General features: G+C 72.5%; 15 protein-coding genes. 6 read left to right on the top strand and 9 right to left on the bottom strand.

What is annotated here, in order from left to right:
• Nucleotides 1-240: 240 nt before the first annotated feature.
• On the top strand, nt 241-549 hold the full coding sequence (locus tag ACIBTU_RS14990; RefSeq protein WP_399126512.1) for a hypothetical protein: 309 nt from the start codon (nt 241-243) through the stop codon (nt 547-549).
• Between the two features lie 49 nt (nt 550-598).
• On the opposite strand, the gene ACIBTU_RS14995 is transcribed toward ACIBTU_RS14990, so the two are convergent.
• From ACIBTU_RS14995 to gcvPA, 6 genes are all read right to left on the bottom strand, one after another.
• Nucleotides 599-3,241: a TIM-barrel domain-containing protein gene (locus tag ACIBTU_RS14995; protein ID WP_399126513.1), complete on the bottom strand. Its 2,643-nt coding sequence runs from the start codon at nt 3,239-3,241 to the stop codon at nt 599-601.
• Nucleotides 3,242-3,430: 189 nt separating this feature from the next.
• The gene (locus ACIBTU_RS15000; RefSeq protein ID WP_399126514.1) at nt 3,431-4,072 is read right to left on the bottom strand and encodes a GntR family transcriptional regulator; all 642 of its coding nucleotides are present in this window, start codon (nt 4,070-4,072) and stop codon (nt 3,431-3,433) included.
• 50 nt (nt 4,073-4,122) lie between these two features.
• Nucleotides 4,123-4,869, bottom strand: coding sequence for an SDR family NAD(P)-dependent oxidoreductase (locus tag ACIBTU_RS15005; RefSeq protein WP_399126515.1), 747 nt, complete (start codon nt 4,867-4,869; stop codon nt 4,123-4,125).
• A gap of 58 nt (nt 4,870-4,927) precedes the next feature.
• A complete protein-coding gene (locus ACIBTU_RS15010; protein WP_399126516.1) occupies nt 4,928-6,082 on the bottom strand; it encodes an ATP-NAD kinase family protein in 1,155 nt (384 codons plus the stop codon).
• Nucleotides 6,079-7,668 (bottom strand): aminomethyl-transferring glycine dehydrogenase subunit GcvPB, encoded by a 1,590-nt coding sequence (gene gcvPB, locus ACIBTU_RS15015; RefSeq protein WP_399126517.1) that lies wholly within the window; start codon nt 7,666-7,668, stop codon nt 6,079-6,081. Before gcvPB ends, ACIBTU_RS15010 begins: the two co-directional genes overlap by 4 nt.
• Entirely contained in the window at nt 7,665-9,086 is a 1,422-nt protein-coding gene (gcvPA, locus tag ACIBTU_RS15020) for an aminomethyl-transferring glycine dehydrogenase subunit GcvPA (RefSeq protein ID WP_399126518.1), read from the bottom strand. Before gcvPA ends, gcvPB begins: the two co-directional genes overlap by 4 nt.
• 177 nt (nt 9,087-9,263) lie before the next feature.
• Between gcvPA and ACIBTU_RS15025 the strand changes: the two genes are divergently transcribed.
• The 5 genes from ACIBTU_RS15025 (at nt 9,264) to ACIBTU_RS15045 (ending at nt 16,747) form a co-directional block, all read left to right on the top strand.
• Nucleotides 9,264-10,619, top strand: coding sequence for an ABC transporter substrate-binding protein (locus ACIBTU_RS15025; RefSeq protein WP_399126519.1), 1,356 nt, complete (start codon nt 9,264-9,266; stop codon nt 10,617-10,619).
• Between the two features lie 5 nt (nt 10,620-10,624).
• Nucleotides 10,625-11,566: a carbohydrate ABC transporter permease gene (locus ACIBTU_RS15030; protein ID WP_399126521.1), complete on the top strand. Its 942-nt coding sequence runs from the start codon at nt 10,625-10,627 to the stop codon at nt 11,564-11,566.
• Complete coding sequence (locus ACIBTU_RS15035) at nt 11,563-12,390, top strand: carbohydrate ABC transporter permease (protein WP_399126522.1); 828 nt, start codon at nt 11,563-11,565, stop codon at nt 12,388-12,390. Before ACIBTU_RS15030 ends, ACIBTU_RS15035 begins: the two co-directional genes overlap by 4 nt.
• Entirely contained in the window at nt 12,387-14,387 is a 2,001-nt protein-coding gene (locus tag ACIBTU_RS15040; protein WP_399126523.1) for a beta-galactosidase, read from the top strand. Before ACIBTU_RS15035 ends, ACIBTU_RS15040 begins: the two co-directional genes overlap by 4 nt.
• A gap of 188 nt (nt 14,388-14,575) precedes the next feature.
• Nucleotides 14,576-16,747 (top strand): MGH1-like glycoside hydrolase domain-containing protein, encoded by a 2,172-nt coding sequence (locus ACIBTU_RS15045; protein ID WP_399126524.1) that lies wholly within the window; start codon nt 14,576-14,578, stop codon nt 16,745-16,747.
• A 3-nt stretch (nt 16,748-16,750) separates the two neighbouring features.
• On the opposite strand, the gene ACIBTU_RS15050 is transcribed toward ACIBTU_RS15045, so the two are convergent.
• The 3 genes from ACIBTU_RS15050 to ACIBTU_RS15060 all read right to left on the bottom strand — a co-directional run bounded on the left by ACIBTU_RS15050 (nt 16,751) and on the right by ACIBTU_RS15060 (nt 20,931).
• On the bottom strand, nt 16,751-17,887 hold the full coding sequence (locus ACIBTU_RS15050) for a serine hydrolase domain-containing protein (protein WP_399126525.1): 1,137 nt from the start codon (nt 17,885-17,887) through the stop codon (nt 16,751-16,753).
• Between the two features lie 81 nt (nt 17,888-17,968).
• On the bottom strand, nt 17,969-19,444 hold the full coding sequence (locus ACIBTU_RS15055) for an amidase (protein WP_399126526.1): 1,476 nt from the start codon (nt 19,442-19,444) through the stop codon (nt 17,969-17,971).
• 194 nt (nt 19,445-19,638) lie between these two features.
• On the bottom strand, nt 19,639-20,931 hold the full coding sequence (locus ACIBTU_RS15060; protein WP_399126527.1) for a cytosine permease: 1,293 nt from the start codon (nt 20,929-20,931) through the stop codon (nt 19,639-19,641).
• Nucleotides 20,932-21,038: the final 107 nt, after the last annotated feature.

A 21,038-nucleotide genomic window follows, 5' to 3' on the forward strand; every position in this document is an offset into this window, starting at 1 on the left:
TGACTCACGTACACCACCAGCGGCCCCGAACGGACCGCTGGACGCGAAATCCTATCGCTCGCCCCCACATCACAGCGGCAAACCCCCCTTCCCTCACGGACCCCTCACCAGCATCGGCGGATCGTGACCTCCACGCCACACCCCGCGAGCCAGGCCCCGACGGCCTCTCATCGCCCCCTGTCGGCCGGCCGGGCCCCGATCTACGCTGGGAGGGACGCATCGGCCCCGAGGGGGAGTCGCATGGGCGGACGCAGGCTTGCGGGGTTGTGGTGGTTCCTGTTCCGTCGGGGGAGGCGGGCGTCGCGGGGTGAGGGCATCGAGGTGCAGGAGCCGCTGTCGCGCGGCGAGTTGTATCGGCTGACGGCGCATGAGCAGCCGGTCGCCTACGAGCTGGCGCCCGGGGCCACCCGCCGGTTCACGTTTCGCCAGCGGGTCAGGGCCCGGCTGGCGAAGGCGATGTTCGGGCCGGGCACCTTCGTGCCGAAGGCGACCGCCGAGGAGTACCGCGCGCAGCACGCCGGCTGGCACGAGTCCGAACGCGCCGACTGACGGGGGTGTGCGGGGTGGGAGCCCCGCACACCCCCTCGCTCAGCTCAGCTCAGTTCAGGCGGACCGTGAAGGACCGGTCCGTCGGCAGGGGCGCCGTGCGGATCGTCGTCACGTCCTTCGCCGCGTCGTACGACCACGAGCCGGCCGGCAGCGGTCGTCCGTCGACCGTCACCCGGTGCGGCTCCGGCGCCCCGTGCACGGTGAAGGTGTACGAGCGCTGCGCGGCCTTGCCCGCGTAATCGCCCTTGCCGGCCCCGACGTTCAGCACGGTGCCGTCCCGGTCGGACTCCAGCGTCACGCGCTGGGTCGCCGACTCGCCCTTGGCGAACTTCCGGGTCACCCCGTCGTCCTCGTAGAGCGTGTACGAGTTCCGGCCGCCCCGGTCCGCGTACACGTCCCAGCCGAGCTGCGCCTTGTCCCGGGTCTTCCAGGACGTGGTGCCCTTCGGCCACATCGGCACGATCGCCCCGGACTTCACGAAGACGGGGAGCGTGTCGATCGGGGCGTGGTAGCCGTCGAGGGTCGTCGGGCCCTTGTACTGCTTGCCCGTCCAGTAGTCCGTCCACGTGCCCCTGGGCAGGTAGATGCCGTCACGCGTGTCCGCGTCCTTGTAGACCGGGGCGACGAGGAAGTCGTCGCCGGCCAGGTACTCGTACTTGGCGTTCGCGTCCAGCGTGGCCGGGTCGTCCGGGTACTCCAGCCACAGCGGCCGGACCCCGCCGACGCCCGTGTCGGAGGCCTGCTTCGCCAGCGTGTACAGGTACGGCATCAGGCGCTCGCGCAGCTGGAGGTACTTGCGGTTGATGGACGTGTACGGCTCGCCGTCCACCCACGGCTGCTGGTTGATCTTCTGGCCGGTCGTCATGTCCCGGGCCCAGCCGTCCATCGTCATGACGGCCGGCAGGAAGGTCTTGGCCTGGAGGTCGCGGGCGTACATCTTGGCGTCGTGGGAGTAGATGGAGCCCACGTCACCCGTGTTGTACGCGATGCCGGACAGCGTGGCGCCCGCGTAGGTCGGGATCTGCCAGCGCACGTAGTCCCAGGACAGCTTCTGGTCGCCGGACCACAGGACGGCGCAGCGCTGGGCGCCCGCCCACGACACCGGCATCCAGACGAAGCCGCGCGCGTCGCTGTTGTCCTCGATGCCGGCCTTCGCCCGGTCGCAGGCGTCCAGGGCCATGCCGTAGCCGTTGCCGACCCAGGCGACGTCCAGCTTGGCGACCCGCTGCCCGGCCTTGACCTGGTCGGCGAGCTTGTCGATGCCGTCCTGCGTCCAGAGGCCGAGTTGGGCGCCGCGCTCCTGGAGGCCCTTGGCGGTCTCGGCGAGGTTCTCGTAGCCGCAGCCGTAGCCGTCGTTGACGAGCATCCAGCCGAGCGGCATCTGGTTCTCGACGTAGCCGTCGGCGACCTTCAGGGAGTCGAGGGTGTGCCGCTCGCCCTGGTTCGCGTTGTGGAGGTAGCAGTCGGCGTCGCCCGGTTCGAGACCGTAGACCGGCGGCATGAACGGTTTGCCGACGAGTGACGTGTACTTGCCGATGACCTGCTTGGCGTCACCGAGGAAGTAGTACGCGTCGAGGCGGCGCTCCTGCTGGCCGGTGTGGACCGAGGGGCCGAAGTCGTAGACGCCGGGGGCGAACGTGTTGCGGTAGACGCCGTAGCCCGCCGAAGAGAGGTAGAACGGCTGGGAGTTGGGGTATCCGCCCTCGTTCCAGTTCGTGTTGTTGGCGACGCGGACCGTCTTGTCGCGGTGCGAGAAGGACCCGTTCTGCTCGCCGCCGCCGAAGAACTGCTCGTCCGCGGCGCGCTGGAGGCTCTGCCGCATGCCGCCCGTGGACCAGCGCAGCGGCTTGTCCTCCTGCCAGATCCGCGTCTTGTCGTCCGCCTTGTAGAGGCCGAAGCGCAGGGGCTTCTTGTAGACGCGCAGGACGGCGTCGGCGGAGCGGATGCCGTAGTAGGCGCCCGCGTCGAAGGACGAGGTGTGGGTGTTCAGGGCGGGCTGCTCGCGCACGATCTGGGAGCCGGCCGGGTCGCTGAAGGCGCCCGACGGGTCTGCCTGGAGGCGGAGTTGACCACCCTTCAGGAAGTCGGCGCGGGCCTTCATGCCGCCCGCCGCGATCTCGTACCGGCCGTCGCCGCCCTTGAAGGAGGTCAGGTCGCCCGCGTCGGTGGTCTCGGGCAGATAGGCCTTGCCGACGAAGGAGTTGTCGTGCACGTCGTACGGCACGACCACGACGTGGTAGGTGCCGTTCGCCTTCGGGATGACGGTGGCCTCGGGGTCGGCGGTGCCCGCGCTGGAGGCGACCTGCTTGCCCGCGTCGTCGTAGATGTACATGTCGAAGTCGTCGGTGGGGCGCTCGGCCCACTCGATCGAGACCGGGACGCCGCCCTCGGGGTTGTCGTCCCAGTACCCGTCCGGGACCGACACCTTCAGGTCGAAGCGGTCGCAGACCTTGCCGTCGGGGTCCTCGGCGGCAGGCGGGCATTTCGAGGGGCTGTCGACCGTGCCCGCCGCGTACGTGGGGCTCTGCCAGGTGACGCTTTTGTGCTCGGCGTCGAGGGTGCCGCTGCCGGGGGTGGCCGCGCCCGCGTCCTGGGCGGGTGCGGCGAGCAGCGCGGCCGCGAGCGCGGTGGTGGTCCAGGCGGCGAGGGCTCTGGCTCTGCGGTGTGGGTGTCGTTGGTGCGGTTGTCGCATGTGGCGCGTCTCCACTCAGAACGACCAGCAGTTGTTTACTTTTGCTTGAAACTTGCGATCAGCGTGCAGCTTCGCGCAAGCGTCGTGCTGAAGATTTCCGCGTCACGCAGGTTCATGTCAACCGAAAGCGCAGGAAGGGGCCCGGCGTCACGACGCCGGGCCCCTTCCAACCGACTGCGCAGAGCGCGCTCAGTCCTTCAGGCGCTCCAGGATGCGGTCCATCCCGCTGTTCCAGTTCTCCTGGAGCGCCGCCACCGCCGCGTCCAGGTCGCCGCTCTGGAGGCACTCGGCGATCCGCTCGTGCTCGACGGCCGAGCGCTCCAGGACGTCCTGGTCGCCGAGCGCCACCCGCTCGTAGCGGTGCATCGTCAGCTTCAGGGACGTGATCAGCTGCATCAGCCGGGCGTTGGCGCAGCCCGACAGGAGCAGGTCGTGCCACGCGTCGTCGTAGCGCTCTATGACGTCGTGCGGGGCCTGCGGCGCCGAGAACGCCCGGGCCTCCTCCAGCAGGCGCGGCGCGATCTCCGCCAGATGGTCCGGGGCGCTGGAGCGCAGCGCGAGCGCCTCCAGGGTCGCGACGATGGCCGTCAGGTCCCGGAACTCCTGCGCGCTGAGCGGGGTGAACCGGAAGCCCTTGCCGCGCTCGCTGGTGATCACACCCTCGCGCTCCAGGGTGATCAGGGCCTCGCGCAGGGGCGTACGGCTCACGCCGAGCTCGGTCGCGAGCTGTCCCTCGTTGATCGGCTCGTTCGTCGCGATCGTGCCGCTGCCGAGCCGTCTGAGCAGTTCCTCCTTGACCTGCTCGCGCAACGGTCGGTTCTCGATCGGCATCTCGGCAGCCCTCCCCATTCGGTCCGGTCGATTATCCGCCACGCCGCCGGTCAGGCGGTACCGGCGCCGTCCACCGGGATGATCGCGCCACTGATGAACGCCGAGGCGTCCGAGGCGAGGAACGCGACCGTCTGCCCGATGTCCCGGGGCTGCCCGATCCGGCCGAGCGGCCGGTCGGCGGCGTCCGTGTAGAACGCGTCGGCGCTCTCGCCGAGCTGCCGCGCCTCCTCGGCGAGCATCCCGGTGGCCGTGTCGCCGGGGCACACGCAGTTCACCCGGATGTTGTCCGGGCCGTGATCGATGGCCATCGCGCGGGTCATGTTGACGACCGCGCCCTTCGACGCGCAGTACGAGACCGCCCGGGCACCGCCCGAAATACCCCAGCCGGAGCCGGTGTTGACGATCGAGCCGCCGCCCCGCGCCGCCATGCCGGGGATCACGAGCCGGCTCATCAGCAGGATCGAGCGGACGTTGACCGCCATCACGAGGTCCCAGTCGTCCTCGGTGATCTCGCAGACCGTGGAGCGGCGGATGATGCCCGCGTTGTTGAACAGCACGTCGACGCCGCCGAACCGGTCCTCGGCCGTCGCCACGACCGCCTCGCAGTCCGCCCGCCGCGACACGTCGCACCGGACGAACGCGCCGCCGACGTCCTTCGCCGTCTGCTCGCCGCCCTCCGCGTCGATGTCGGCGACCACCACGCGGGCGCCCAGCTCGGCGAGGACCTGGGCGGTGGCCCGGCCGATGCCGGCGCCGGCGCCGGTGACGATCGCGCGCTTGCCGTCGAGAGAGATCATCGTGTCCTCCTGGAGGAGCTGAAGGGATGGGGATCCAGGCTGGGATTCAGGCTGGGATTCAGGCTTCGGTTCGGTAGAGGGAGATCCGGCGGTGCCCGGTGATCACCCGGACGTGGCCGGTCAGTTCGGCGTCCAGGGCGCGGTCGCCGGTGTCGACGAGCAGCGGACGGCCCTGGAGCGCGGCGAGCTTCGCCTCCGCGCACACCACGAGCAGCCCGTCGCGCCCTCCCGCCGCGCGCAGCACGCGGGGCGAGATCTGCTGATTGCCCCGGCCGAGCAGGAAGCCCTGCCCGCCGATGGGCGAGACGACCACATGACAGGGCCGCGCCGGGTCCAGGCGCGCGAGGACCCCGTCCTCCGACGCGTCCTTCGCCGTGACGACGGCCTGTCCGTCGCGCAGGTCGAGCACGTCGACGCCCGCGAGGGAGGCGTCCGCGCCGAGCGCCGCCGCGACGGCGCGGGTCGTCGTGCCGGGCCCGAGCACGAGCAGCCCGTCGCCCACGCGCGCGGCGAGCTCGGCCGCGATCCCGCCGCTCGTGTCGTACGCGGCCGAAGAGCTGCCCGTCTTGCGCTGCTGCACCCGGGCCGGGACATCGGGCACGGTGAGCCAGCCGTGCAGCCGGGAGGCGGTGCGGCCCGCGCGCAGCGCCGCCTCGTCGCGGTCCATGACCTCCGCGTCCCGGACCCCGGTCGCGGCCCCGCTCAGCCGCGCGGCCGCGACCTCCCCGGCGGCGCGCGGCCCGACGGCGAACACGGCCGAGTGCATCTTGACCCCCGTCGGCACCCCGAGCACCACGCACGGGGCGCCGTCGAGCGCCCGGGCCACGTCCCGCGCGGTCCCGTCGCCCCCGGCGAACAGCACCAGGTCGACCCCCGCGGCGACGACGGCCCGGACGGCGGCGACGGTGTCCTCGGCGGTGGTGCCGACCGGTCCGGGGGCGCCGGAGCGGAGCCCCGGGACGGTCTCCACGTCGAGCCCCGCCCGCCGCGCCGCCTCCTCGCCCATCGCCCCCGGGACGGTCACGACCACCGGGGAGCAGCCACGGGCGCGCAGCTCGGCCAGGGCCTCCCCGGCGCGCGCCGAGGCCTGCGGGACCGCGCCCAGCTCAAGGGCGCGCCGGGCCCGGTCCCGGCCGTCCGTGCCGCCGAGGCCGACCCGGCCGCCGAGCCCGGCGACCGGGTTCACCACGAGGCCGACGCGGGGCCGTGTCACGCGGATTCGCCGAGGATCTTGCGGCGGTAGGCGCGCCAGGACACCGCCCAGGTCGACGGATCGTCCAGGGCCTCGGGGCGGACCCGGTGGATCGTCGAGCGGTGGGGCGCGGTGCGGACCGTCTCCGGGTCCTCGTACGCCTCCCGGGCGACCTCCGCGAGGATCGCCGCGTACTCGTCCAGGTCGGCCCGGGTGTACGACTCCGTCGGCTCCAGGGTCATGGGTTCCGGGACGACGTACGGGTGGTGGCTGGTCCAGTAGTGGGTGCCGAAGTCGGCCGCGCGCAGCCCGAGGTCCTCGGAGTGCACGCCCGTGTCCTCGTACAGCTTGCGCCAGCTGTAGCGGACCTGTTCGACGCGGGGGCGGCCCTCGGCGTAGGGGACCTCGACGCCGGGGATCCGCCGCACCTTGTGGAGCAGGTAGTTGTTGTTGAGGACGGCCGTCTCGGCCGCCGCGCGCAGGCCGTCGGCGCCGAGCGACATGATCCAGGCGTAGGCGCGGACCAGGTTCGGGACGACGCCGTGGAAGGGGCGCATCTTGCCGACCGACTCGGGGCGGTCGGCGTCGAGCCGGTAGCGCTCGCCGTCGAACTCGACGGTGGGGACCGGCAGATAGGGGGCCAGCTCCGCGGTGACCGCGCACGCGCCCGCCGCCGGACCGCCGCAGGCGTGCGGGGTGGAGAACGTCTTGTGCAGGTTGAAGTGGCACAGGTCGAAACCGGCGTCGCGGGCCCGGGTGATGCCGAGGATGCCGTTGGCGTTCGCCTGGTCGTAGGAGCACAGGCCGCCCGCCTCGTGCACGATGCGGACGAACTCCTCGATGCGCGGGTTGTAGATGCCCGTGTCCTCCGGGTTGGTGATCAGGAGGGCGGCGGTGCGCGGGCCGACGGCGGCCTTGAGGGCCTCGATGTCCGGGTAGCCGTCCGCGTCCGGGTGCAGGGTGATCACCTTGAACCCGGCGGTCTTCGCGCAGGCCGCGTTCGAGGGGTGCGAGAAGATCGTCGTGATGACCTCGTCGCGCTGCTCCAGCTCGCCGCGCGCCGCGAAGTGGGCCCGGATCATGGCCACGTTGGTGTAGATCGCGGCGGAGCCGGCGCCCGGCTGGAGCGACACCCGGTCCATGCCGGAGATCTCCTTCAGCAGGCCCTCCAGCTCGTGGATGATCCGCAGCACGCCCTGGACGGTCTCCTCCTCCTGGAGCGGGTGCAGGGCGGCAATGCGCGGATCGCGTACGAACCGGTCGTTGACCTTCGGGCTGTACTTCATCGTGCAGGTGCCCTGGCCCACGTCGATGTTGAGATCGGCGCCGAGGTTCTCCTGCGACAGCCTCAAGTAGTGGCGCAGCACCTGCTGTTGGGACAGTTCGGGGAGCGCGGGCGGCTCGGCGCGGCGCAGGGCGGCGGGGAGCTCGGGCGCGGGGAGCGAGGGGTCGGCCTCGGGGACCAGGACGCCGCGTTCACCGGGCGAGCCCAGCTCGAAGATCAGCTTCTCGTCCCAGGACGCCTGGTGGAAGCGGCGCAGCGCGGGCTTCGGGGCGATGCGCGCCGCGTCGGGGGAGACGGGGGCGGGGGTGGCGTGGGCGGTCACTTGACGATCTCCTCCAGCGTCGTGGCGAGCAGGTCGATGTCGGCCTTGGTGCGCACCTCGGTCACGCAGAACGCGGCCGTGCGCTCCCCGGCGGGCACCCCGCCGAAGATCCCGTGCCCGCGCAGGTCGGTGCGGATCTCGGCCGCCGAGCGCGAGCCGGTGTACCGCACGGTGAAGTCGGCGAAGTGCGGAGTGTCCCCGAACGGCACCTCGATCCCCGGCACTTCGGCGAGCCGGGCGCGCGCGTACGCGGTGAGCCGCAGGATCGTGTCGCCGATCTCCCGCATGCCCTGCGGGCCCATCAGCGCGAGGTACACCCCGGCGCCGATGCCGTGCAGCGCGGCGGCGGTGCCGACCCACTCCTTGCCCTCCTCCCGCTGGGCGAAGGAGGTGCGCTCGTACGCGACGTCGCCGAAGCCGTACTCGCCCTCGACCTGCGTCGGCACGAGCCCGAACAGGCGTGAGGGGTATTCGGCGACGAGCCGCTCCTCGTCGCGGGTGGCGATGAACCCGGCGTTGCCCCCGCCGAAGCTCTGGTGGACGCCGAGCGGCTGGATGTCCCCGCACGCGATGTCGGCGCCGTAGGAGGACGGGGGAGCGAGCACGCCGAGCGTGATCGGGTTGCAGCCGACGACGTACAACGCGCCCGCGTCGTGCGCGAGTTCGGCCAGGTCCGGCAGGCCCGCGTCGATCACGCCGAGCGCCGAGGGGGCCTGCGCGTACACGGCGGCGACCTCGCCCTCGGCGAGCGCTTCCCGCACGGCGGCCAGGTCGGCGCCTCCCGTGGCGGGGTCGACCGGGACGACCGTCACGTCGTGGTCGGGGCGGACGTAGTCGCGGATCCGGGAGAGCTCGTCGGCGCCGACCGACGAGGCGACGAGCAGCCGGCGGCGGCCCGTGACGCGTCCGGCCATGCGCAGCGCGGTGCCCGCGGCCTGGAAGCCGTCGTACACCGGCACGTTGACGATCTCGACGTCGAGCAGCTCGGCCATCATCGACTGGTACTCCCACAGGGCCTGGAAGCGCCCGTGGTCCTCGTACGGCTCGCCCGCGTAGGCGGTCAGGAACTCGCTGCGGTCGACGATCTCGTCGACGACGGCCGGTACGTGGTGCTGGTAGCAGCCCGCGCCGAGGAAGCTCAGGGCCTCGCGGGTGGTCGTGTTGCGGCCGAGCAGCCGCTCCATGTGCCGGGTCAGCTCGGCCTCGGAGCGCAGCGGCGCGGGCAGGTTCAGGGGGCGGTGCAGCCGGATCCCGTCGGGGATGTCCGCGTAGAACTCCTCGACGCTCGCGGCGCCGATCGCGTCGAGCATCGCCCGCCGCACGGCGGGCACGGCGTTCGGGATGTACGGGTGCGGAGCGGGCTCGAAGGGCTCGGAGGGCTCGGTGGGTTCGAAGGCCTGGGCCTGGGACGACGTCATGCCTCGCCTTTCGGGTGGGCGGAAGTCGGGGTGACTTGGAGGGGGCTGGGAGGGGGCTCCGAGGGGGAGCGGGCCCGGTGGGGCCGAGAAGTCTTTGTGTGTACGCCTCTTGACGGCCGGGTCCGTCATTCAGTGTTCTGAATACAGCATTAGGCATTCAGGCTCCAGGAGGCAAGAGTGTCAACAGCACCCACCCGACGCAGTGTTCTGGCCACAGGTCTCACCGCCTCGGCATCCGCCCTGCTCACCGGCTGCGCCATGGGCGGCTCGGGCGGCGGCGGAGGCGAGACGCGCGAACTCGGCGGCAAGGACGACAAGACCGGCGACCGCCCGAAACTCTCCGGCACGATCACCGTCTGGTCGTGGGACGTCGCCGCCACCGCCATGAAACGGCTCGGCCGCACCTTCGAGGCCAGACACCCCGGCACGAAGATCAAGGTCGTCGACATCGGCTACGACAACGCCTACGACAAGATCACCGTGGGCCTGCGCGGCGGCAGAGGCCTGCCCGACGTGCTCACGATGGAGGGCAGCTACCTGCCCCGCTACACCGCCAACTTCCCCACCGGCTTCTACGGCCTGGCGGCCCTCGGCGGCCGCTACGGCGGCGATTTCGACCGCGCCGCCTGGCGCACCGTCACCGGCGGCCCGGACGGCGACAAGGTCTTCGCCCTGCCCTGGGACATCGGCCCCTGCGCCCTCTACCACCGCAGCGACCACCTGCGCGCGGCCGGCATCACCCCGGACTCCCTGCGCACCTGGGACGACTACGTGAAGGCCGGCATCCGCATCAAGAAGGCCACCGGACACAAGCTCCTCGTCATGGACTCCACCGACTCCGGGATCCTCCCCATGCTGCTCCAGCAGCAGGGCCAGTCCTACTTCAAGGGCGGCCGCGTCGCCCTCGACACCCCCGCCGCGCTCAAGGCCATGAACGTCATGCGCGACCTCGCCGAACACGGACTCGTCTCCTACGAGAAGGGCTGGGACGGACTCGTCACCGCCACCAAGGAGGGCAAGGTCACCACCACGCCCACCGCCGCCTGGTGGACCGGCACCCTCACCGCCGAGATGCCGGAACTGAAAGGCAAGTTCGGCGTCGTCCCGCTGCCCGGATTCACCGCCGACGGCGTCCGCACCTCCAACATCGGCGGCTCCACCCTCTGTGTCCCCGCCCAGACCAAGAACGCCGACCTGGCCTGGGAGTTCATCCGCTTCCTGCTCACCGGCAGGGCCAACCAGATCTCCATGCTCAAACGCGAAGGCCTCTTCCCCGCCTACCTGCCCGCGCTCGAGGACCCGTACCTGAGCGCGCCGCAGGAGTACTTCGGCGGACAGCGCGCCAACGCCGTCTTCGCCCGCCTCGCCCAGAACATCCCGCCCGTCGAGTACACCGACGACGACGCCAAGGCGAGCGACATCGCCACCGCCGCCGTCAACGCCGTGATGCTGCGCGGCAAGGACCCCAAGGCCGCGCTCGCCTCGGCCGCCGACCAGCTCGCCGAGGCGACCAAACGGAAGAAGGTGGCCTAGCGACCATGGCCGTCCTCGACACCCGCACCGGGCCCGGCACCACCTCCGCCCGCCCGGCGCCCGGCCGCCGCACCCGCCGGCCGCGCCGCCGGCTGCGGCGCACCGGCTGGATCTTCGCCGCACCGGCCGCCGCGCTCTTCGCCCTCTTCTTCGCCTACCCCCTGGGCGCGAGCGTCCTGCAGTCCTTCACCAGCGAGGACGCGGGCGCCGTCCACTGGGTCGGCCTCGACCAGTACCGGCGCATGTTCCACGACACGGCGTTCCTGAAGTCCCTCGCCAACACGGGGCTGATCCTCGTCGTGCAGGTCCCCGTGATGATCGGCCTCGGTCTCGTCCTCGCCGTGCTGCTCAACCAGTCCTGGCTGCGCTTCCGCGGCACCTGGCGCGCCCTGCACTTCCTGCCCGCCGTCACCACCCTCGTCGCGTACGCCGTCGTCTTCCAGGTCCTCCTCAAGACCGACGGCGGCCTCGTCAACCAGATCGTGGGCGTGTTCGGCCTCGGCCCCGTCGACTGGCTCAACGACCCCACCTGGGCCCGGATCTCGCTGATCCTCACCCTCACCTGGCGCTGGACCGGCTACAACGCGGTGATCGTGCTCGCCGGACTCCAGGCCATCGGCAAGGACCAGTACGAGGCCGCGTCCATCGACGGCGCCGGGACCCTCACCACGTACACGCGCGTCGTCCTGCCCCAGCTGCGGCCCGTCCTGCTGTTCTGCGTCGTCACCTCCACCATCGGCACCCTCCAGCTCTTCGACGAGAACTACGTCCTCACCCGCGGCGGCCCCGACGACGCCACCCTCACCCCGGTCGTCTACCTCTACAAGGTCGGCTTCCAGCAGTTCGACTTCGGGTACGCCGCCGCCATCGCCTGGGTCGTCGTCGCGCTCATCGCCGCGATCTCGGCGCTCCAGTACCTCCTGTTCGGAAGGGAGCGCCGCCGATGAAGGGCGCCAGAATCGGCATGCGGCTGCTCGCTCGCGGCGTCCTCGTCGCCGGCGGCATCGTCAGCCTCGTACCGTTCCTGTGGATGGCGATCGCCGCCACGCACTCCACGTCCGAGCTGTTCCACTCGCCGCCCCCGTTCCTGCCCGGCGGCAAGCTCCTCGACAACCTGAGCCGGCTCCAGGAGACCATCGGCTTCGGCCGCGTCATGCTCAACAGCCTCGGCGTCGCCGTCGTGCACACCCTGCTCAGCTCGGTCGTCTCCGCGATGTGCGGCTACGGACTCGCCAAGTACCGCTTCCGCGGGCGCGGCCTGCTGCTCGGCGTCGTCCTCGCCACCATGATGATCCCGTTCCAGGTGCTGCTCGTGCCCCTGTTCCAGATGATGGCGAGCATCGGCTGGATCGACACCTACCAGGCCGTGATCCTGCCCTTCCTCGCCAACTCCTTCGGCATCCTGCTCATGCGGCAGTCCTTCGTCGACTTCCCCGACGAACTCATCGAGTCTGCCCGCATCGACGGCTCCGGCGAACTGCGCACCTTCTACCGCGTCGTCCTCCCCTGCGTGCGCCCGCAGCTCGGCGCCCTCGTCATCTTCACGTTCATGGCCGGCTGGAACAGCTTCATCTGGCCGCTGCTCATGCTGAACTCCGAGGACCGCTACACCGTGCCCGTCGCCCTCAACACCCTCACGGGCCTCTCCCACGTCGACTACTCCGGCCTGATGCTCGGCTCGCTGCTCGCGACGCTCCCGCTGATGGCCCTGTTCCTGCTCTTCCAGCGGCAGTTCGTGGCCGGACTGCTCGGCGGGGCGGTGAAGGGATGACCCCAGTGCCCACGGCGGAACGCCTCACCCGCGTGAACGGCCTCCTCTACGGCGGGGACTACAACCCCGAGCAGTGGCCCGAGGAGGTGTGGAAGGAGGACGCCGCCCTCATGCGCGAGGCCGGGGTCACCATGGTGACCGTCGGCGTCTTCTCCTGGGCCCGGCTCCAACCCGGGCCGGACACCTGGGAGTTCGGCTGGCTCGACCGGCTCCTCGACCTGCTGCACGCCCACGGGATCGCCGTCGACCTCGCCACCGCCACCGCGTCCCCGCCCGCCTGGCTCGTCCGCGCCCACCCGGAGATCCTCCCCGTCACCGCCGACGGCGTCCGCCTCGAGTTCGGCTCCCGGCAGCACTACTGCCCCTCGTCCCCGGAGTACCGCGACGCCGCCCTGCGCGTCACCCGAGCCCTCGCCGAGCGCTACGCCGACCACCCCGCCCTCGCCCTGTGGCACATCCACAACGAGTACGGCGACCACGTCACGGAATGCTTCTGCCCGCGCTCCGCCACCCACTTCCGGGCGTGGCTGCGCGACAGGTACGGCACCGTCGACGCCCTCAACCACGCCTGGGGCACGGCCTTCTGGTCCCAGCGCTACGGCACCTACGACGAGATCGAACCGCCGCGCACCGCGCCCGGCCCCGTCAACCCGACGCAGCTGCTCGACTGGCGCCGCTTCTGCTCCGACACCCTCCTCGCCCTCCACCGCGCCGAACGCGCCGTGCTCGCCGAACGCAGCCCCCTCCCGGCGACCACCAACTTCATGTCGATGTTCAAGGCCCTCGACTACTGGAAGTGGGCCGAGCACGAGGACCTCGTCTCCGACGACGCCTACCCCGACCCGGCCGACCCCGAGGCCCACGTCACCGCCGCCCGCAACTACGACCTCATGCGCTCCCTCAAGCAGGGCCGCCCCTGGATCCTCATGGAACAGGCCCCCTCCGCCGTCAGCTGGCGGCCCGTCAACGTCCCCAAGAAGCCCGGACTGCAACGCCTCTGGTCGCTCCAGGCCCTCGCCCACGGCGCCGACGGCATCCTCTACTTCCAGTGGCGGGCCTCCCGCGCGGGCGCCGAGAAGTACCACAGCGCCCTCCTCCCGCACGGCGGCACCGCCTCGCGCGGCTGGCGCGAGACCGTCCGCTTCGGCGCCGAACTCGGCCGGCTCGCCGAGCTCGCCGGCAGCCGCGTCGTTTCCGACGCGGCGATCGTCCTCGACTGGGACTCCTGGTGGGCCCTCGAGTCCGACGACCACCCCTCCGCGCGGATGCGCTGGCCCGCACTGCTTCGCCCCTGGTACGCCGCGCTCCACGCCCGGGGGCTCACCGTCGACTTCGTGCCCCCGCACGCCGACCTCACCGGCCGCCCCCTCGTCCTCGCCCCGAGCCTCCACCTCCTGCGCACCGCCGACGCGGAGCGCCTCACCGCGTACGTCCACGGCGGCGGCCACCTGGTCTGCGGCCCGTTCAGCGGCGTCGTCGACGAGCACGACCACATCCACGACGGCGGCGCACCCGGCCCCCTCGCCGGCCTCCTCGGCGTCCGCGTCGACGAGTTCTGGCCCGTGCCCGACGGGGACACCGTCCCCCTGGCCTCGGGCGCCCGGGCCGCGCTGTGGACCGAATGGCTGGAGACCACGGGCGCGGAGGTCCTCGACACCTACGCCTCGGGCCCGCTCGACGGCCGCCCCGCCGTCACCGTCGCGCGCCACGGCACCGGCACCGCCCGCTACGTGAGCTGCCACCTGCCCGACGCGATCGGCACGGTCCTCGACGCGGCCCTGACCGAGGCGGGCCGCACGCCGAACGCCCAGCTCCCGGCCGGAGTCGAGACGACGGTCCGCGTCACCGAGAGCGGCACCCGCTACCGCTTCCTCCTCAACCACACCGACAGCCCCCAGGACCTCCCCGCCACCGGCACCGACCTCCTCACCGGTACCCCCACGGACGGCCGGCTCCATCTGCCGCCCATGGGCGCGGCCGTCCTGCGGGAGGTATGAGACGGCGCGCAGGGCACCGGGTCCGCCCTCCGTCCGGAACAGGCTCCGAGGCGCGCCGGCCGTCCGCCCGTCATCACCAGGCGCCCCGCGCCGGTCGGGACCGCTCGCCGGTTCGATCCGACGGCCGGGCACCGCTCCACGTACCACCCGAGGCACGTCCCCCTACCCACCCTCTGGGAGGCAGAACCGTGACCGCACCTCGCACGACCCGCGCCCTGCTCGCCGCGCTGCTGCTCGTCGGGGGCGGTGCGCTCGCCGCGCCGCCCGCCGCGGCGGGGCCGCCGCCCGGGGACTACGCCGACGTGCTCGACCTGCACGGCACCCCGGCCGCCGCCGAGGCCGGTGACGCCGACGACAACAACCCCGTCGGCGTCTTCGCCGACCGCGGCGCCTGGCACGCGTACAGCCTCCCGGACGCGGGCGACCGCGCCGGGTACGGCGGATTCGGCGGGCCGCTCTACATCGCGCAGGAGTACCCGTGGTGGCTCAGCCGGTCCTTCAGCCGGATGCGGCTCACCGAGGACGGCCGCACCCTCGCCCTCGACGCCGGCGGCACCCCGCGCTTCACCTCGCTGCCCGGCCGCCTCACCCAGGAGTACGACCTCGGGGACGGCCTCAGGCTCAGCCTGGAGCTGCGGTTCGCCACCGACCGGTCGGCTCTCGTGCGCGCCGAGGTCAGAAACACGGGAAAGGCCGCCCGCACGCTGCGCGCCGACTGGTCCGGCAGCCTGCTGCGGCCCGCCGAAGCCCCCATGAAGGACGCCCCTTCGCTCGCCGCCACCGGACACGGCGTCGGCGTCGACTTCGCCAAGGTCCGCGAGACCTGGGACTACCTCACCGACGGCACCGAGCGCTTCGAGGTCACCCACAAGGAACCCGTGAGCACCACGGTCGACGGCGACTCCTACCGTTCGCAGGCCAAGTCCGCCGTCACCCTGCGGCCCGGGGCCAAGCACCGCTTCGACTGGACCGAGTCCTACACGTTCACCGCCGCCGAACGCTCCCGCGAGGCCGAGCGGGTGCGTACGGTCCTCGCCCGCCCGGCCTCCTTCACCGCGTCCGGCGACGCCCGCTGGCGCCGCTACGTCGACGGGGTCACCGAGGGAGTGCCCGCCGGGCGGCGCCGGATCGCCGTGAAGTCGCTCGAGACCCTCGTCACCAACTGGCGCTCCGCCGCGGGCCGGATCGAGCACGACGCGATCACGCCGTCCATCTCCTACAAGTGGTTCACCGGCGGCGTCTGGGCCTGGGACACCTGGAAGCAGGCCGTCGGCACCGCCCGCTTCGACCCCGGCCTCGCCGAGTCCCAGATCCGCTCCATGTTCGACTGGCAGATCACCGCCGACGACAAGGAACGGCCGCAGGACGCCGGCATGATCCCCGACGTCGTCTTCTACAACGACCCGGCGCGCGGCGGCGGCAACTGGAACGAGCGCAACTCCAAGCCCCCGCTGGCCGGCTGGGCGGTGTGGGAGGTGTACCGGAAGTCCGGCGACCGCGCCTTCCTGCGCGAGATGTACCCGAAGCTCGCCGCCTACCAGGCCTGGTGGTACCGCAACCGGGACCACGACCGCGACGGCCTCGCCGAGTACGGCGCCACCGTCGACCCGGCCAACGACTCCACCGAGGAGCGCCGCCTCGCCGCCGCCTGGGAGAGCGGCATGGACAACGCGCCCCGCTTCGACGCGAAGCTCGGCACGGGCGTCGTCGCCAACCACGCCGCCGACGGCACCCTGCTCGGCTACTCGCTCGACCAGGAGTCCGTCGACCTCAACGCCTATCTCGCCCAGGACCAGGAGTACCTGGCCCGCATCGCCGACGCCCTCGGCCGCGGCGCCGACGCCGAGCGCTGGCGGACCCGCGCCGCCGCCACGCACGAGGCGGTCCGCACGAAGATGTTCGACCCCTCCGACGGCTGGTTCCACGACATCGGCCTGAGCGACGGCGCCCCGCTCACCGACCGGGGCCGCGGCATCGAGGGCGCGATCCCGCTGTGGACCGGCACCGCCACGATGGAACAGGCCCGCGCGGTACGGGACCGGCTCACCGACCCGGCCGAGTTCGCCACCCGCGTCCCCTTCCCGACCGTCGCCCGGTCCTCCCCGTACTTCGCGTCGACCAAGTACTGGCGCGGCCCCGTCTGGCTCGACCAGGCCTACTTCGCCCAGGCCGGACTGCGCCGCTACGGCTACGGGGCGGACGCCGACGACCTCACCGGCCGGCTCCTCGCGCAGGCCTCCGGACTGAGCGGGAACGGGCCGATCATGGAGAACTACGACCCGCTGACCGGCGCCCCGCTCAACTCCCCGAACTTCAGCTGGTCGGCCGCGCTGCTGCTGCCGATGCTGCGCGGCCGCTGACGGTCAGGAGGCCGCGTACGCCCAGAACTCCCGCATCATCGGCGTCGGCGTCGGGCCGGTCATCGCGTACTGCGTCATCAGGACCGTGACCAGGCCCGTCGACGGCGTCAGATGGGCGGCCGTGCCGAAGCCGCCGACCCAGCCGTAGCGGCCCGGCACGTTCCACGGGTCGCGCAGGGTGACGTCCACCGTGCCGCCGTAGCCCCAGCCCTGGCCCTCGAGGAACAGTTCGCTCGCCGCGCGCTGGGCATCGGTCAGGTGGTTCGTCGTCATCAGCCGGACCGAGTCGGCGCTCAGCACGTCGCCGCCGCCCGACAGCAGCATGCGGGCGAACGCCCACAGGTCGTCGGCCGTGGAGACGAGCCCGCCCGCGCCGGAGGGGAACGCGGGCAGCTCGGACCAGTCGCCGTCCGGGCGGTCGACGAGCTCGGCGCCGCCGTCCGGGGTGGGCGTGTAGAAGCTGGTGAACCGGTCCCGTCGGTCGGCCGGAACCCGGAACCCCGTGTCCTTCATGCCGAGCGGGCCGAAGACCCGCTCGTCGAGATACTCCGGCAGGGAGGAGCCGGTGGCGCGCGCGATGAGTACACCCTGGAGGTCGGAACAGGCGTTGTAGAGCCAGGCCTCGCCGGGCTGGTGGAGCAGCGGCACCCGGGACAGGCCCGCCAGCCAGGTGTCCGGGTCCGGCACCTGCTGGGGGTGGAACGGGTTCATCAGGGCGAACAGCGGCCGCAGCGCGGGCAGTGAGAAGTCCGGGGCGAAGCCCCAGCCCGCGCGGAACGTCAGCAGGTCCTCGACCGTGATCGGCCGGACCGCGGGCACCACGTCCTCCATCGGGCCCGCCGGATCCCGCACGACGCCGGGCGACTCCAGCTCCGGCAGCCAGTGCGCGATCGGCGCGTCCAGCGTCAGGCGGCCGTCCTCGACGAGGGTGAGGACGGCCGCGGCGACGACCGGCTTGGTCAGCGAGGCGATCCGGAAGATCGTGTCGCGGGCCATCGGCCGCGAGCCCTCGGCGTCGGTGTGTCCGACGGCCGCGACCTCGACGTCGTCCCCACGGGCCACGAGGGCGACGGCGCCCGGCACCGGGCCCTTGACGACGTGCGGTGCGAGCACATCGGCCAGCGCGGTCCTGTCGGTCATGGTCACCCTCCACGGTGCGGACGCGGCCGCGCCCGTCGCGCCCGCATGTCGTGAAGGGAAGACTGCCCCGAGGGGCCCGGCTCATCGGCCCTGACGCACCCGATCGGCCCGATCGCCGGAGCGGTCACCCGGCGGCAGCAGCGGCCAGGGCGCCGCCGCCTCGAACGCGGCGCACGCGTCGAGCAGCGTCGCGTCGCCCAGATGCCGTCCGATCAGATGGATGCCGACGGGCAGACCCTGCGCGGTCAGCCCCGCGGGCAGCGAGGCGGCGGGCAGGCTCGCCATGTTGGCGATCGGGGTGAACGTCGTCCAGTGGTCCTCGTCCACCGTCCGCCCGTCGATCTCCCGCGGCCCGCGCATCCCCACCGGGAACGCGGCCACGGCCGTGGTGGGCGAGACGATCAGGTCGTACGTGGTCAGCAGCCGGGCCAGCCGGTTCGCGACGGCCTTGCGGACCCGGCTCGCGTCGGTGAACTGCTCGGCGGTCCACGGCGTGGCGAGCAGCGCCCGCAGATGCGGGGACATGCCGTCGCCGAGCCGCTCCGCCATCGCCCGCATCCCGGTCAGGTCGGTCTCGGCGGCGACGATCGCCCCGAACGCCTCGGCGTAGTCGGGGAGTTCGAGGTCGACGAGGTCGACGTCCGCGCCGAGGTCCCGCTCGAAGACGCGGACCGCGTTCTCGACGACGCGGCGCACCTCCGGGTCGACCGCGATGCGCCCGAGGTCCGGGCTGTACGCGATCCGCAGCCGGCCCACCGGGCGGCGCACCGTCCAGGCGACGTCGTCGCACGGGATGGAGTGCCGGTCGCGCGGATCGGGCCCGGCGAGCACGGACAGCATGAGCGCGGCGTCGGCGACCGTGCGGGTCAGCGGGCCGATGTGCTCGACGGACTCCCAGCCGTTCACACCCGGGTAGCGCTCGTCGCGGCAGCCCGGGTAGACGGGTACGCGGCCCATCGACGCCTTGAACCCGACCAGGCCGCACAGGGAGGCGGGGATGCGGATCGAGCCGCCGCCGTCGCTGCCCAGCGCGACCGGGGCCATGCCGGCCGCGACCGCCGCCCCGGAGCCGGCGCTGGAGCCGCCCGAAGTGCGGGCCGGGTCCCAGGGGTTGCGGGTGACGGGGAACAGGGGGTTGTCGCCGGTGGGGCCGTAGCCGAACTCCGAGGCGTTCGTCTTGCCGAGCACGACGGCGCCGGCCGCGACGGCTCGTTCGACCACGATGTCGTCCTCGTCCGGGACGAAGTCCGCGTAGGCGCGGGAGCCGGAGGTGGTGCGGATGCCCTGGGTGCAGATCAGGTCCTTGACGCCCAGGGGGACGCCTGCCAGCGGGCCCACGTCCTCGCCCGCCGCGAGCGCGTCCTCGATCTTGCGGGCCGCCGCGCGGGCGTGGTCCGGGGTCGGGGTGCAGAAGGCGCCGAGCTCACCGTCCCTTTCCGCGATGCGGGTCAGGGCGGCCTCGGTGACCTCGGTGGGGGAGAGGGTGCGGGTCCTTATGTGGGCGGCGATCTCGGTGGCGGTCAGCCGACAGAGTTCGTCGGCGTCGGTGGGGCGCATCTGGGGTGGGGCCTTTCGGGTTCGGTGGCGTGTGCGGGTCCGGTGGGGGCGGGCCGCGCAGTTCCCCGCGCCCCTGAAATGCAGACCCTTCGGGTCGCATTTCCCCGATCTATCGGGGGAAGGCGCGGCGAAGCCGCTGCCTTCCAGGGGCGCGGGGAACTGCGCGACCAGCCACCGTCAACCGGCAGACGGGGTCAGGGGGCCGGGACTACGGAGGGCTCCGCCTTGGGCACCGGTTCCACAGAACGGGGCCGACGGTCCGTCAGGACGTACACGGCGGCCGCGACCGCGATGCCGAACAGAGGATCCGGTGAACCCGGCAGGAGATAGTGGGCCAGGGCCGCGACAACGGCCCCGGCGGCCCACGCCCCCAGCGCGTTCCAGCGGAACGCCCGCACCTCGGAGACCGCGCGGCCCCGCCGGCGGACCTGGTCGGCGATGAGCACCGCGCCGATCGGCGGGACGAAGACGCCGAGGAGGTTGAGCCACTCCACGAAGTGCCCCCACACCCCGGCGAGCGCGAACCCGAGACCGAGGACACCGAGCCCGAGCGCCAGCGGCCGCATCCGGAGGGGGGTGAGCGCCGACCAGCCGACGGCCCCGTTGTAGAGGCAGTGCGAGGCGACGGATCCGAGGTTGACGAAGACGAACAGCACGGCGACGGCGGTGAGCAGCGGCCCGTGCCCGGTCAGCAGCGGCAGGAAGCCGCCTCCGTCGGCGGCCGGGTCGGCGGACCCGCCGATCGCGACGACGACGCCACCGAGCGCGTAGGCGAGGAAGTTGGAGAGCGGGAAGGCGAAGAACGTGGCGGTGACGGCGCTGCGCCCGGTCTTCGACCAGCGGGTGAAGTCGGCGGTCATGGTGCCGGAGTCGGAGAACCCGGCGACCACGATGGCGACAGCCCCGCCGAAGCCGAGCGCGCTGCCCGCACCCTGGTAGGTGACGGCGTCGCCGAGCGAGGAGTGCGTGGTGCCGTAGCCGATGGCGACGGCGGCGAGGATCACGAACAGCGGCGTCGCGATCATGCCGACGATGGCGAGGGCCCGGATGCCGGCGACGGTGAGCAGGGTGTAGATGACGCAGCCGACGACCGCGCCCCACATCGGGTTCCAGCCGAGCGTGTCCTCGAGGGTGGAGCCGGTCAGGCCGATCTGGAAGCTGAACCAGCCGATGACGACGGTGGCGAGGAAGCCCGCCGCGGCGATCCGGCCGCGGGTGCCGAAGGTGTCGGCGGCCTGGAGGGCGAAGTTCTTGCCGGTGCGGCCCGCGTAGTGGCTGAGCGCGCCGACGTAGGCGAACAGGACGAGGTTGCCCGCGAGGATCGCGAGGAGGCCCTGCACGAGGCCGAGGTTGTAGACGATGACGCCGCCGAAGACGGCGTTGCCGAGGTTCATGGGGAAGCCGAACCAGACGGCGGCCACGGACAGCAGGCTCTTGCGTGCCGTGGCGGGGACAGGTGCGTGTTCGTACTCTTCTGCGCTGGCCATGTGCCCCTCCGTTGGGGGGTGAGTGGGATGCAGCTGATCGGTGAGAAGTACGGGAGGGCGCCCGCGGGAGCGGCGGGCGCCCTCGTCCGGCCGCACGCACGCGCGGC

This window comes from Streptomyces sp. NPDC050145 (assembly GCF_044460245.1).
Classification (GTDB): domain Bacteria; phylum Actinomycetota; class Actinomycetes; order Streptomycetales; family Streptomycetaceae; genus Streptomyces.

Coding starts and splice junctions, on each gene's coding strand:
- ACIBTU_RS14990 (WP_399126512.1), top strand. CDS start 241: ATGGGCGGACGCAGGCTTGCGGGGTTGTGGTGGTTCCTGTTCCGTCGG.
- ACIBTU_RS15060 (WP_399126527.1), bottom strand. CDS start 20,931: ATGGCCAGCGCAGAAGAGTACGAACACGCACCTGTCCCCGCCACGGCA.
- ACIBTU_RS15050 (WP_399126525.1), bottom strand. CDS start 17,887: ATGACCGACAGGACCGCGCTGGCCGATGTGCTCGCACCGCACGTCGTC.
- ACIBTU_RS15035 (WP_399126522.1), top strand. CDS start 11,563: ATGAAGGGCGCCAGAATCGGCATGCGGCTGCTCGCTCGCGGCGTCCTC.
- ACIBTU_RS14995 (WP_399126513.1), bottom strand. CDS start 3,241: ATGCGACAACCGCACCAACGACACCCACACCGCAGAGCCAGAGCCCTC.
- ACIBTU_RS15030 (WP_399126521.1), top strand. CDS start 10,625: ATGGCCGTCCTCGACACCCGCACCGGGCCCGGCACCACCTCCGCCCGC.
- ACIBTU_RS15005 (WP_399126515.1), bottom strand. CDS start 4,869: ATGATCTCTCTCGACGGCAAGCGCGCGATCGTCACCGGCGCCGGCGCC.
- gcvPA (WP_399126518.1), bottom strand. CDS start 9,086: ATGACGTCGTCCCAGGCCCAGGCCTTCGAACCCACCGAGCCCTCCGAG.
- ACIBTU_RS15040 (WP_399126523.1), top strand. CDS start 12,387: ATGACCCCAGTGCCCACGGCGGAACGCCTCACCCGCGTGAACGGCCTC.
- ACIBTU_RS15000 (WP_399126514.1), bottom strand. CDS start 4,072: ATGCCGATCGAGAACCGACCGTTGCGCGAGCAGGTCAAGGAGGAACTG.
- ACIBTU_RS15055 (WP_399126526.1), bottom strand. CDS start 19,444: ATGCGCCCCACCGACGCCGACGAACTCTGTCGGCTGACCGCCACCGAG.